This is a genomic window from Thermodesulfobacteriota bacterium, from assembly GCA_036482575.1.
GTDB lineage: Bacteria > Desulfobacterota > GWC2-55-46 > GWC2-55-46 > JAUVFY01 > JAZGJJ01.
Genome location: JAZGJJ010000233.1, coordinates 1 through 13,634, shown reverse-complemented (window position 1 = coordinate 13,634; position 13,634 = coordinate 1). Strand labels below are relative to the sequence as shown.

The window sequence follows — 13,634 nt, the reverse complement described above, 5'->3', positions numbered from 1 at the left end:
GTGCCTCAATATTTCGGCCGGGGGGAGGGGCCCGTCCGGGTTCATGCTCAAACGCGCCATGCGTTTGGCCTGGAGCTTTTGGAACTCCGGGGTCGAGAGCACCACGAGGCAACTCTTCGTCCGGTCGACGACCCCTATGGTTTCGGAGTTTCGGGAGAGGAGACGGAGCGAGTCCCCTCCAATCTCTATGCCCGTCGCCTGGAGCGGCCTTGCCCGGGTCTTAAGCTCGTCCTTGCCCACCACCGCCGACGGTATACCCTCCCTATCAAGGACGCGCGAGATGTCGTCGAGCGGACCCCTGTCCTGGTCGGTCTTCAGTATCTGGAGCGCGTTCCCGGTGAGTTTCTGCCGCAGGGTAGGCGGACGCAGCCCGGTTATCCCGGAGAGGGACTCGATATAGGGCTCCACGAGCGCCGCCTCTTCGGAGACGGGCCTTATGATGAGGTAGTATCGGCTCTGGTAGGAGGTCATGGCTGGGCGCCGGTCCTTAATTTTTTTACCATAACGTGCCGATTTTACCATCTTTTCATTTGGAGAGAAAGTGTATTTACTATAAATCCGGGTTGAAGGGCGGAAGCGGTTATGTTATAAGTTTATTCTATGATGATAAACGTTCGATTGATCCGTCCTTTTCTCTTGATGGAGGGTTTGCGATGAAGTTGAGTAACTACCGCCGGTTTTTCCTTTTCGTCACCGTCATCTTTCTTTGGGCGTCTCCTGCCGCATCCGCCGGGGGGGAGGTCTCGAACGATATTGGTTTTAAAGTGAGCTTTGTCGGCGCGGAGTTGGCTTGCGGTCCCGACGGCGCGATAGAATTTAATGCGTCCGGGTTTACGTTGTTGGATAAGAATAAATGGGAGATGAAGCGGTATCGGCCGCACATCTATTATTTGCGTCACGAAGGACATAAAGCATTTTTTAAGGTAGATACGGAAAAAAGAAAGGCATACATGTTTTACGGGAAGAGCTTCGGTTCCCCCGGGGGTAAAGAGAAGCTACTTAAAGGTGTGGTGGTGCAGTTGGCCGATAAAGGGTGTGGAGAAGGTCCTGAAAAGTTTTCTCTTTACTTCCCGAGGACCCATGTCTTGTACGACCCCAGGCTCCGCTCGGTAGTTGTTAGGTTCGGCCAAACGTTTATATCTGAGCCGGGTTGGGAGATCAAGAAGTTCGGAAGTAGCACGTATCATCTGCGCCTTACCGGTTGGGAGAAGGGGCTCTTCTGGAAGTTTTATACAGACGGCAGTAAGATATCCAGGGTGAAGGGGGAGTTCGGCCAGGGGGGAGGTGAAGAACTGGCCATGGGGGCCAGGCTGAAGCTTAGCTATTTCGGTTCGGCAACGGCCTCAAAGGAGCGGGAGAAAAGGAACACCGAGAAGTGGAAGGGTGTAGTGGATAAGAAGGGGGTTACGGAGGACTTCGGGTTCGCCGGGCAGGAGGTCGAGAGGCCCGAGTCGGCATGGACAGAGGCGGAAAAGGCCCTTTATCGTAAGCTCTTGAAGAACGGTTCCTTCGACGTGCTGGTCGTGCCCTTTCAGGTGCAGGGATACGCGGTGGACCGTATCGGGCGTTTTCTTATGACCCGGTATCTGGCCCGGAGGGTCGAGGCCGCGGGCCTTAAGGTGCCGGGACCCACGCTCGTCGCGAGGGCGCTTGGGGAGAGGATGAGGAGCTTTAACGACGATGATATCTACAGCCTTGCCTACGAGCTCGGAGTAAAGACCGTCATACGGGGCTACGCCGGCCATAACCTGGACGAGAAGCTCGGAGTTACGCTCCTGGTGGATAAGAGGAAGAAGGGAAGGGGGTGGGCCGGATCACGCGGGAACCCGGAGCGGTTCCAGTGGAATGACGTCCAGTTCTCCGACGAGCGCCCGCCGTCGGAGGCCTTTCGCGGCATACTGGACGATGTTATGTCGAAGCTCCCCTTCGATGAAACCAAAAAGTCGAGGGAGGTTCTTTACGATAGAGTGAAGGCGGAGTTGCCCGATACCGTTATGGAGACCTTCACGGGCGAGGGCGGCTCACCGGTCGTGGACGCGTATTCTCTCCAGCTTATCGGCACCCTCTTTCCCCGTGATGACACCCGGCGGCCGGATGACCCGATTGCGAGTGAGCACTTTTTCGAACGTTCCCTTGTCGCCCTGGGTGAGGTCTCGCCCAGCTCCCCGGACTACGCATTTTTGAAGGCACGCGCCTTCTTTTATCTCCACCGGCGTCCCGCCGCGCTCGCCGCGCTAGGAGAGCCCGGGACGGTGGAGGAGAAGGCCCTTGCCGCGCTTCTCGACGGGAACCTGTATGAGCTTGAAGCGTTGGTGGATAAAATAAGTTCTCCTCTCACCAGACTGATGATGATGATAGACCTGGTCGACTTAAACGTCTCTTACAAGCGGGAACCGTTCGAGGAAGAATATTACGCGGATATAATCAAAGAGTTCCCGGACTGGGAGGTGGCCGTAAAGCGGAGGTTCGAGGGTAAGGATGACTGGTTCCATCAGTCGAACCTAGTGGTCAAGAAAGAACTCGACAGGGTCTTCCCCGTAGAGGGCTATACCGCCGAGAGTATAGCAAGGAACAGCGCGGTGCTCGGCGAGAACCCCTTCGGGGGGGAGGACGTGGAGTTTTCCGTCTACACGCATCGCCGCAGGTTGTTTGAGAAGGAGGGGAAGAGGTTCTGCTGTGCTCCGGGGCAAGTCCGGCCGGTTGAGGCGGACTACCTCGACCTCCTTGCCGCCGCTGGCGATGCCAACCTGTTGCATAATATCAATCGACTCCTTTTTCTTCAGGGCTTACCCGATGCGGCCATGGAGACCCTTAACCGCTACGACATTCTGTACCGGGGACACCCGGAGATGGAGTCCCTTAAGATATCCGCGTTAAGCGAAATCTCCAAAAACAGGCGGCAGGGGACGGTACGTGAAAACCTCTTGAAGGAACGTAAAAAGCGCTGGCATGACATATGTGACTGGTCTCAGGGTCAGGACAGGATAGCCCTTGCGGGGTGTTCTAGTTCCGAGCTTTTTTATGAGAACGATTATCCCCGGCACTGGTATTCCGGCTATGTGTCGTGGCGGAAGGCGTTGGACCGAAAGCTTGACGAAAAACTCATGGCGGAACCCGATGCCGGTTCGTTGCGCGAATCCGATAAGTACGAGATTATGAACAGGAAACTTGCTCTCTGGTATTCCCACGACGATTTTACCGCTTTTAAAAAGTATTATAATGAGTTCCTCGACCATAAAATGTACAAGGCCGCGGCCGAGCTCCTGGAAGATAACCGGCACCGTTTCATCGGGAACCCCGGGCGCTTGAACTACTTCGCGGGGATCAAGGAGAAGGGCGGGTATATCGAGGCGGCAAGGAGACTTTATGAGGACGCCATCGCACATGACCCCGAGAAGTGGCTCCCGTATTTCTGGCTCGCCAGGACTTACATAAAGGAGGGCGACTTCAAGAAGGCCAACGAGGTTTTCCTCGCCTACCCCCTGTTCCGCGGCGGCAAGGCCAGCAGGGTGGGGCTGTCTAACCGGGCTTATAACGCCGGTTTTGAACTTCTATACGTGGGCGCCATCGAGGAAGCGGTGCCGCTCTTCAAACTTTCCGAGGGCTACGGGACCGGCTCCGGCAGGGAGATGATGAGCCAGCTATCTTTGTCCCTTATCAAGGAAGACTATATGGAGGCGGTATATCACTCCCTCAGACGTGCGAAAAGGTATAAAACCTCCGGCGGCTACGCGAATTATATGATGTTACTGCACCTTACGGGTTATAGCGAGGAGGCATGGTCGTTGTTCGACGACATCTTTGAGGCCAAGAAGAAAGATAAGAATATCATCAGCGCCGCCGCCGTACTCCATCGTATAGGAGGGAAAAGCGATGGGGAAATACGGGAGTGGCTTAAGGAGGACAGGTTCAGCGGACTTGATCCTGCCTACACCAGTCAATACCTGTTAGGGAGCCACCTTCCGGACCGTCCACCTAACCCCGGGCTTGCAGACTTTATAGAAGGGTTAAAGGGAAGAAAGGCGGCCGCGGCCGCCGACCCCGGCACGAGGAAATTCAAGCAGCATAGGGCCTGGTTTGCCAACGGGTATTATCTTTTGAAGGTAAAGAGATTCGATGACGCCTATAAGTCATTCAAGACCAACTTCCACCGTTTCAAGAAAAAAACTTACAAGTCGTACCGGTATGCTTTCCCCTATATAGCCTGGAGCGGCGCAAAGGCCGGTGAGTCGACAGAGGTGGGAAAGCATCTGGGGGACTATAAAAAAGAGTACGGGGAGGACTTCTACTTCCATCTCTCGAAGGCGTTGATGGCGGGAGGGAAAGGGCGCCACACCGAAGCGCTCCACCGCCTCGAACTCGCCCGGAATAACGTCCACATCGAAGACAAGAGGAATCTCACCACCTGGTACGAGCTCGTTGAATCGGCAGAGTGGCTCTATGAGGACAGCGGCAGGGAGGAGTACCGCGACCTCGCGCTCGAGTGGGCCAAACTATACAGGCGTATTTTCCCGTGGTACGCGTGGGCCTACGCCGTGGAGGCGAAGTATACGGATTCGGACTACGACCGGCTGAGGGCGCTCGCGATCACCCTCTACCTCGACAGGCACTCCGAGCGTATCTCCGGCTTTTCAGAAGAGGAAAGGGAAGAGGCCCTCGAGTGGCTCGAGAAGAATAACCCCTTCAAGGTCAGGAAGAGACAGGGAGACGTGTAAGGCCGAGCGTGTTTACGGTTTCCGTGCGGCTACAAAGACCACGCCATACGTGGCGGCTATACCCCCGTCGTTACCGGAAGGGAAGCTTTTTTTGTAGACCCTTGCCGTCTCCTTCAAGAGCGTTCCCCTCCCGAGGTTTTTCCCTCCGTCCGTGTGCGGGCTCGTCGCGCCTACGCCCTTTAACGTCCGTAAGAGGTCCATGAGATCTTTATACTCTTTTCTGTACGGACCTTGCTCGATAGTGACCCTTTCAAAGTTCACGCCTTTAAGCGCCCCGGAGACCTTTTCGACCACGGGAAAGCCCATCGGGGCCGGAAGGCCGTCCCCGCCCGTCCGCTTCGCCGCTTCCTCGACGCTCGCCCGGAGCTCCCTCATGGTCGACGGGCCGAGGGTGGAGAAGACGAACGCCCCCCCGGGCCTCAAGACCCTTATGACTTCGCCGAACGCCCTCTCCATATCCACGGCCCACTGGTAGGTGAGGCTCGATATGACGAGGTCGAAGGTCGAGTCCCGGAAGGGGATACGCTCGAAGTCGCCCGTAACGAAGCTGGCGTTTTTGCCGTTAAACGTTTCTCTTGCCTTTACGAGCATGGGGAGGGCGATGTCGCAGCCGTATACGGCTGCATCCGGGTAGAGGCTCACGACCGGCCTGATAAGTCCACCCGTGCCGCAGCCCATATCCAGTATGCGGCGCGGGCCGACGGGAAATACCGGGGCTGGCGGTAGGTAGGTCAAAAGGTCCCGGGCCACCTCCTTCTGCACCGACGAGCAGGCCTCGTAGGTGGAGGCGGCCTTTGAAAAGGAAGTCTTTATAGCTCTTTTGTCGAAATCAATGCTCATAATTTCTCAAGGAACTCCGCTATGGTTTTCTTGAACCTCTCGGGCTCGGTAATAAAGGGCGCGTGTCCGGCCCCCTCGAACACCTGAAGCTCCGCCCCTGCGATGTTATCCGCCAGATACTCGGCCGCCCCCACGGGGCATACCTCGTCAAGGGCGCCGTGGACGATAAGGGTGGGCGTCTTTATCGATCTGAGCCGGTCCCTCAGGTCGGTGGCTATGAGCGCTTCGGATGCGGCCTTTATATCGTCGAACTCCATCGGCGTCTCGGTCTCTCCGTAGTGCTGTAAGAGTTCTCTCACAGCGGGGCTCCTTAACTCGGCCGGGGTGAAGTTAAGCAGGAAGTATCTTTTTACCGCCTTTACGTGGTCTTTATCGACCTCGTCCAAAAGTTTTTTCGTCCGTCCTTTGGAAAGAGCCCACGGGAAGTTTTTTCTCTGCATAAAGCACGGCGTTCCGCCTACGAGGACGAGGCCCTTGAACTTTTCCGGCTCTTCGGCCGCGGCCGCCATCAAGGCCTGCGCCCCGAGAGACCAGCCGACACCTATAACCTCACCTGACGAGGGAAGCGAGGACATAAGTGAATCCACCGCCGGCCTGAGCGTCGGCTCGTCCCAACTTCCGTTCTCTTTATCCCCACCGTGGCCGGGCAGGTCGATGCACAGGAACTCTCTGCCTTCGGCGAGCTTCTCGGCGTATCGGTTCCATACCCTCCCATCGGTCGCCCATCCGTGGACGAAGATTATCTCTTCGCTCATCCGAGCGCCTCCTTTATGGCCGAGAGCGCGAGGTCGATCTCTTCCCGCGCGTGCGCCGCAGTGGGCGTTATCCTGAGCCGTGAGGTACCCTCGGGTACGGTCGGGGGCCTTATCCCCTGGACGAAGACTCCTTTGTCGAGAAGCCGCGCCGTTATCTCCATTGTCCTTTGTGCGTCGCCCGTCTTAAGCGGTATGATATGGGCTTCGCTGTCGAGGGTGTCGAGACCGGCGCCTTTAAGCTCCCCTCGTATGTAATCGGCGTAATCGAGCAATCTTGCTCGTCTTTCCGGCTCCCTTTCGACGATCTCCATCGCCTTTATGGTAGCGGCGCATACGGCCGGCGGCAGGGCCGTGGAATAGACGAACGCCCTGGCCCTTGTTACGAGTAGTTCCATGAGTTCTTTATCTCCCGCTATAAAAGCCCCGAACGTGCCGAGCGCCTTTCCGAAGGTGCCCATCCGTACTATGTGCGGACCTTCCACGCCCGTGTGTTCGAGCGTGCCCGTGCCGTTTTCTCCGAGTACTCCCACCCCGTGCGCGTCGTCTACATATAGCATCGCGCCGTACCTGTCCGCGAGCCCGGCGATATCTTTAAGCGGCGCCAGGTCGCCGTCCATGCTGAAGATACCTTCTGTTATGATAAGTTTTTTCCTCGCCGTGGAGTTTTTAAGGAACCCTTCGAGAGCGTCGGTATCGAGATGAGGGTATCTCCTTACCTTCGCCCTGCTCAGGGCGGAGCCGTCGATGATGGAGGCGTGGCTCAGCTTGTCCGAGAAGATCTCGTCGCCGTGCCCGGCAAGCGCCGGTATCAGGCCGGTATTGGCGTGCCAGCCCGAGTTGAAGACGAGCGCGGCCTCGGTGCCCTGGAACTTTCTTACCGTCTCTTCGAGCTCGATGTGGGGTTCCATGGTGCCGGAGACGAGGCGGGAAGCGCCCGCTCCAACGCCGTAGCGCTCGACGGCCTTTACGGCGGCCTCCTTTACCTCCGGGTGGCAGGAGAGGCCGAGGTAGTCGTTCGAGCAGAGGAGCACGACCTCGCGGCCGTCTATCAGCACTTTCGGTCCGTGAGTTTTTTCGATAAGGGTGGTCTCCCTTTTGAGCCCCGCTTCTTCGAGTCCCTTGAGCTCTTTTAGTATGGTGGCTGTCACGGGTGCCCGTTGCCTCTTGGGGTGAGCCCGAGGTCGCGCAGCATTTGAAGGTCCTCCGCCGTGTTCCTGCCTTTGGTCGTTAGGTAGTTGCCTATCATCATGCCGTTGGCCCCGGCGGCGAATATAAGGGGCTGCATACCGCGGAGGTTCATCTCCCTGCCGCCGCATACGACGATATCTTTCGTTGGGAGCATAAGCCGCATGAGCGCGATAATCTTAAGGCATTCGACGGGGGTCAGGTTCCTTGCTTCTTCCAGGGGCGTCCCGGGACGGGGATTTAAGAAATTTATCGGGACGGAGTCCACGTCGAGCTCGCGTAACGTTTCGGCGAGTTCGACCCTGTGCTCCCACCCTTCGCCGAGGCCGAATATACCGCCCGAGCAGGTGTAGAAGCCGAGCTCCCTGGCGGTCCGGATTGTGGCTACGTCTTCTTCGTAGTCGTGGGTGGTGCAGATCTTTGGGAAAAAACTCCGTCCGGTTTCGAGGTTATGGTGGTAGCTTTCGAGCCCGGCTTCTTTTAGCGTCTTTAGCGTTTCAGGGCTCAGCATGCCGAGCGAGGCGCAGCGCTCTACGCCGGTGGTCTCCTTCATGGAGGCAAGGGCGTCCGTAAGTATGGAGACGTCCTTTTCGCTCGCGACCTTGGTGCCGCTCGTTACGATCGAGAACTCGCGGGCGCCGTTTTTCGCGGCCTCTCTGGCGGCTTCGGCTATGGCTTCGGCTGAAGCCATCCGGTAGGTCTCGACCCCGGTCTCGTAGCGGGTCGACTGGGAGCAGAAGGTGCAGTCCTCGGCGCACAGTCCGCTCTTTGCGTTCACTATGCCGCAGAGGTTGACCTCGGTGCCCTTGAACTTACGGCGTACCGCCTCGGTAGCGGCGAGTACCTCGTAGAGGTTCTCGTCCGGCAGGGCGGCGAACTCGCAGCCTTCTTCAAAGGTGAGGCCGTCACCTGCCAGGGCCTTTTCCCGAGCTTTTTCAACTATATCCGGCATCTGTAGTTGATAACACAGGGGAGGGGAGATTGTCAACCCTGACGAGGTATAGGTTGACAATCAGTGGCGGTACTATTTTTGTCAAATTGGGGATTGTGGCCCTTGTCGAAATGGTGTATATTTATTAGACGTCAAAAGAGTGCAACCTACCCGGGCGTATCGATAGGGATCCGGGAGGAATCCCGCCATGAAAGACGAAAATAAAACAAAGAAAGAACTTATAGCGGAGCTGGCGGAGCTGCGCCGCGGCCTTGACGGGCCCGGCCGCCCTGGAACTACGGAGGCGTCTTTGAAGCTGGGGACGCAGCAGGCAACCATTTCCGAGCTCGGTCAATTCGCGCTCTCTGGCGCCGACCTCTCCGTACTCTTCGACATGGCCGTCAATTTAACCGCCAAAACCCTCTCAGTCGAGTATTCCAAGGTACTGGGGCTGCTCCCGGACCGTAAATCCCTGCTGCTTCGCGCGGGGGTGGGTTGGAAAGAAGGGCTGGTGGGTAAAACGACTGTCGGTTCCGAGAGGGAGTCTCAAGCCGGGTATACCCTTATGTCGAGCGAGCCTGTAGTAGTGAAAGACCTGCGAAAGGAAACCCGCTTCAACGGGCCGCCTTTGCTGACGGACCATAAGGTGGTAGGCGGCATGAGCGTGATTATCGGTGAAAAGAACGACCCTTTCGGCGTCCTCGGGGTGCATACCGGCTCGGAGCGAGCTTTTACGGTCGACGATATCAACTTCCTGCAGGCCGCGGCAAACATACTCGCCGCGGCCATCGGGCGCAAGAGGGTCGAAGACGCGCTCAGGGAAAAGGAGGACTTCTTCCGGAGGCTGGTGGAGTCCACCAATATTGTCGTCTGGGAGATGGACGTTGCTACAAGACGCTTTACTTATGTGGGTCCGCAGGCCCTTGATATCACCGGCTACCGCCCGGAAGAGTGGGTCGACCTGGATGCCTGGTCGGCGATCGTCCACCCGGACGACCGGGAATGGACGGTCGATTTCTGCCTGACGTCCACCGCCGAAGGTAAAGACCATGACTTTGAGTACCGCATGGTTACTAAAGACGGCCGGACGATATGGGTGAAAGACATCGTAAGCGTCGTCTTCGGAGACGACGGTCCCGTGACGCTGAGGGGCTTTATCTTCGACATAACGGAGCTCAAGGCGGTCGAGGAGGCGTTGGAGTCCTCCAGGAAGATGCTCCACGCGGTGATGGACACCATCCCGGTCAGGGTCTTCTGGAAGGACCGGGACTTAAAATACCTCGGGTGCAACCTCTCCTTTGCCCGGGACGCCGGCCTCGACTCGCCGAAGGAGATTATCGGAAAGGACGACTTCCAGATGTCCTGGCGGAGTGAGGCGGAGCTCTACCGCGCCGACGACCGCGCGGTAATCGAGACCGGGGAGGCCAGGCTCAACTACGAAGAGCCGCAGACCTGGCCGGACGGCACCGAGATGCTGCTCCGGACCAGCAAGGTGCCGCTCAGGGACAGGGATGGGAATATATTCGGGGTGCTGGGGACCTATGAGGACATCACCGAGCTGAAGGCGGCGGAAAAAGAGGCCCTGAGGGCCCAGAAGCTCGAGTCGCTGGGCGTCCTTGCAGGCGGGATAGCCCACGACTTCAACAACCTCCTCGTCGGGATACTCGGCAATATCAACCTTGCGAAGCACAGGCTCGAACCGGAAGATAGAATATATAAAAGGATAGTCGAGGCGGAGAAGGCGTCACTTTATGCAACCGAGCTGACCCAACAGCTTCTTACCTTCTCCAAGGGCGGGGAGCCGGTTAAAGAGACGATCCTGATAGGAGACCTGGTCGAAGAATCGGTCCGCTTCGCCCTTCGCGGCTCGAATGTGAACTATGACTGTACCGCTTCCGAAGGCCTTTCATCCATTGAGGCCGATAAGGGGCAGATAAGCCAGGCCATGAATAACCTTGTCATTAACGCCAACCAGGCCATGCCCGGGGGCGGGACGATCAAGGTGCGTACCGAAAACGTCACCGTCGATACGAAGGACAACCTCCCCCTGAAAGAGGGGAAGTATGTAAAGATATCTATCGAGGACGGAGGTGCGGGAATATCGACCGAAGACCTGCCAAGGATATTCGACCCGTACTTTACCACCAAACCAAAGGGGAGCGGTCTCGGGCTTGCAAGCGTATATTCCATCGTAAATAGACACGAGGGATACATAGGGGTCGCCTCGGAGGTCGGAGGGGGGACGACGTTCCGGGTATACCTCCCGGTATCCACGAAGAAGCCTGTCGAGGCCGGTGAGGTAAAAGAGACGATAGTCGCGGGCGCCGGCAGGGTGCTCGTGATGGATGATGATGCGATAGTAAGGGAGGTTGCAAAAGAGTACCTCAACCATATAGGGTACGAATCCGGGCTTGCGGCGGACGGTGCGGAGGCCGTTGAACTTTACAGAAAGGCCAGGGAGTCCGGCAACCCCTTTGCCGCCGTCATAATGGACCTTACCGTCAAGGACGGTGTCGGGGGGGAAGAGGCGGTAAAGGAGTTGATCAAGATAGACCCGGACGTCAAGGCGATCGTATCAAGCGGTTACTCCGGCGACACGATAATGGCCAACTACAATGACTACGGGTTCAGGGGCGTCATTGCAAAGCCGTATACACTCCCGAAGTTGAGCGAGGTTCTCGATAAGGTGCTGAGGTGAGGGGGCCTGCCCTTTTCCTTCCTGAACTATACAGTTGACAGGTTTTCTGTACTATGGTTAGTTAGCTGAGTGAAAATTGAAGTAAGAAGGGAGGTTGTCTGATGGCTCTTTTCAATTTAAAAGGGGAAGCTTTAACAAATATGCCACACAAGGAGCAATACGACAATTGGATGCAGAATCTGGGTAGAGATGATTACAGAGGGGTATTAGACGCCATACATGATGTCTTGGACGATGCCCGCGATAAATCCGAACCTGTTTACTCCGCACGTATACCGGGCAGAGAGTGGGAAGGGACTCCATACAAGCCAATCTATATCGCTTGTAATAAGGATTGGAATGCATCAAGGCTTTTCTATGGTCAGCTTTGTTGGGAGGCTGTTCAGTCCCACGAAGCTGATTGGACTGTTATAGCTGAGGAACGTGGAGATGACCAGCAGGGAGGGAAGATATATTTTGTCCGTCGATAAACACCCGGGCAGGGTGGGCATTGCCCACCTTACAGAACGGTCGTGTTAGAAAATAAATCTGTCCCCCTTTTTCAAATTGCTTTTTGACTAAGGAGAATAAGGAGCATACGGTGATGGAAATGACAGACAACGAACACACCACATACTTGGCAAATTCGGCGCTCATTGCTAACTCCGATGCAACTCTGACTTCACTGGAGTTGGCTGCACTGGAAGAAATCAGAAAAAATATTGGTGCAAAGAAAAAGGCTCTTACTTCTGCTCGCAAAGCAGTCGAGTCTGGCAATTATACTATAGCTAAATGCGGAGACTTCGCCGCGCAGATAAACAACCTTGCAGATATGCTTTACATCTGCTTTGTCGATGGTGAACTGTCCGAAAAGGAGTCATCCCTTGTGTTAAGCTTTGCTGAGAGCATTGGGCTGACCAAGATGCAGACAGAGATAATGATGAAAGAGGCTACGGAACGTGTAAGTAAGATGACTTTCAATGTCACTTGCCAGAAATGTTCCAATAATGTTGACGCAAAGGCTAAGTTTTGTCCAAACTGTGGAACCCCCATTTCTAGTTCGACAGAGGATTCTGTGAAAACTGATTTTGAGATTCCAAGCACTGGTCACTCGATTGAATTCGCAGAATCAACAGCAGCGGGATTTCCTAAGGCATTGGAGTTCTCAAAGTCGGCACCAAAATTTGAAACTTGTATTCGTATGAAAAAGACATGGTATCTTGCTTCCTGGCCAGAAGATGTTTTTTCAGATGTTATCCTGCTGGCAGATGCTCTCAACGGTATACGCAACCGAAAATACTACCACAATGGCTCTGAAGAACCATGGGATGAGGTTTTTACCTTCGTTTGGTGTATCGGGAACCGTGAAGCAGCCTATAGACCAATAGAATACTGTTTTGGAAAGAGCGATAAGCGTATCAACCCTTGGGGTTGCAAACACGTCGATTTTGAATGGACAGAATGGGCTAATTGGTTTTCTTATGGGCACTTCAAGAAGAGCGGAATCATCAAAAAGAAATACTCATGGGTATTTAACAAAGAGCGAATACGTCACGAGGTAATGACCAATGTGCATCGCTATCGTAGGTGTCCCCATCTCCGCCCTCTTTTGATTGAAGCCGTCATTAAGGCATTACCTGAGGAAATCGAAATCACACAAAGCTCAGGCTGGAAGTTCAGCAGTATCTATGAAGAAGTCCCTGGTAGTATTAAGGTGGTTGAGGTCGAAAAGTCAGACGATTACGAATGCAAAAATGAATATTACTCAGATGGAGTCCGCCCCCGTGGGCTTGCTGTTCTTCGCCAAGTATTGACGAAGGCGTTTGCTGAAGCGAAGGTAATAGATATAGGTATAAACGAATTAGTTAAGTAGAGTGAAGGGAATAAATAGAAAATAAATAGGGACAGGAAAATAAATAGGGACAAAATAAATAGGGACAGCGACCCTTTTCAACAAAAATAAATAGGGACAGAAAAATAAATAGGGACAGCGACCCTTTTCAACAAATATAGATTCCCGCGTCCGCGGGAATGACATAAATCTCCCTCACCCCAACCCCGAGATACTGAATCAAGTTCAGGATGACATTAAGAGAGATTGCTTCGCCCTTCGAGAGCCTCAGGGCGAACGGGAAAAAGCAAACCGGCAAGTTTTTCGTCAGACGAGGCAGACGCACATTTTGGCCCGCAGGCGTATATAGATATACGTCGAGGAGCCAAAATGTGCGACCAACGAAGTATGACGGAAAAATCGACGGTTTGCCCCCCCCTCAGGAAGGCATCTGTACCTTCCTCTTAAATAGACTCCTTATACTATCTATCCTGTCGATAAAGAGTATTCCGTCGAGGTGATCCAACTCGTGCTGGAGGGCCACGGCCTCGAAGCCGCTCGATTCGATTTTTATTTCCCTACCTTCCCCGTCCAGCCCCTTGACCGTTACCTCCTCGGCCCTCCGGATATTAGCCGTATACTCCGGGACCGAGAGGCATCCCTCCCGGACGGTCTTCATGCCCATGGAAGACACTATCTC

At 55.2% G+C, this 13,634-nt stretch carries 10 protein-coding genes; 4 read left to right on the top strand and 6 right to left on the bottom strand.

Annotated features, from left to right (window positions below; translation table 11 throughout):
* A partial coding sequence (locus tag V3W31_10395) for a hypothetical protein (GenBank protein ID MEE9615339.1) occupies window positions 1-471 on the bottom strand: 471 nt, incomplete at its 3' end.
* 614 nt (window positions 472-1,085) lie between these two features.
* On the opposite strand from V3W31_10395, the gene V3W31_10390 reads away from it, so the two are divergent.
* Window positions 1,086-4,715: a tetratricopeptide repeat protein gene (locus V3W31_10390; protein MEE9615338.1), complete on the top strand. Its 3,630-nt coding sequence runs from the start codon at window positions 1,086-1,088 to the stop codon at window positions 4,713-4,715.
* Window positions 4,716-4,727: 12 nt separating this feature from the next.
* Here V3W31_10390 and V3W31_10385 read toward each other — a convergent pair whose 3' ends face one another.
* From V3W31_10385 to bioB, 4 genes are read right to left on the bottom strand one after another with little or no spacing between them, the layout of a single operon-like run.
* The gene (locus V3W31_10385) at window positions 4,728-5,555 is read right to left on the bottom strand and encodes a methyltransferase domain-containing protein (GenBank protein ID MEE9615337.1); all 828 of its coding nucleotides are present in this window, start codon (window positions 5,553-5,555) and stop codon (window positions 4,728-4,730) included.
* The gene (locus V3W31_10380) at window positions 5,552-6,310 is read right to left on the bottom strand and encodes an alpha/beta fold hydrolase (GenBank protein MEE9615336.1); all 759 of its coding nucleotides are present in this window, start codon (window positions 6,308-6,310) and stop codon (window positions 5,552-5,554) included. The genes V3W31_10385 and V3W31_10380 overlap by 4 nt, the downstream gene beginning before the upstream one ends.
* A complete protein-coding gene (gene bioF / locus V3W31_10375; protein MEE9615335.1) occupies window positions 6,307-7,458 on the bottom strand; it encodes an 8-amino-7-oxononanoate synthase in 1,152 nt (383 codons plus the stop codon). Before bioF ends, V3W31_10380 begins: the two co-directional genes overlap by 4 nt.
* Entirely contained in the window at window positions 7,455-8,447 is a 993-nt protein-coding gene (gene bioB / locus V3W31_10370) for a biotin synthase BioB (protein ID MEE9615334.1), read from the bottom strand. The genes bioF and bioB overlap by 4 nt, the downstream gene beginning before the upstream one ends.
* A gap of 187 nt (window positions 8,448-8,634) precedes the next feature.
* Between bioB and V3W31_10365 the strand changes: the two genes are divergently transcribed.
* The 3 genes from V3W31_10365 to V3W31_10355 all read left to right on the top strand — a co-directional run bounded on the left by V3W31_10365 (window position 8,635) and on the right by V3W31_10355 (window position 12,976).
* Window positions 8,635-11,124, top strand: a complete 2,490-nt coding sequence (locus tag V3W31_10365; GenBank protein ID MEE9615333.1) for a PAS domain S-box protein — start codon at window positions 8,635-8,637, stop codon at window positions 11,122-11,124.
* 101 nt (window positions 11,125-11,225) lie between these two features.
* Window positions 11,226-11,594 (top strand): hypothetical protein, encoded by a 369-nt coding sequence (locus tag V3W31_10360; GenBank protein MEE9615332.1) that lies wholly within the window; start codon window positions 11,226-11,228, stop codon window positions 11,592-11,594.
* A 113-nt stretch (window positions 11,595-11,707) separates the two neighbouring features.
* Entirely contained in the window at window positions 11,708-12,976 is a 1,269-nt protein-coding gene (locus V3W31_10355; GenBank protein MEE9615331.1) for a zinc-ribbon domain-containing protein, read from the top strand.
* A gap of 397 nt (window positions 12,977-13,373) precedes the next feature.
* Here V3W31_10355 and V3W31_10350 read toward each other — a convergent pair.
* A partial coding sequence (locus V3W31_10350) for a peptide deformylase (GenBank protein ID MEE9615330.1) occupies window positions 13,374-13,634 on the bottom strand: 261 nt, incomplete at its 5' end.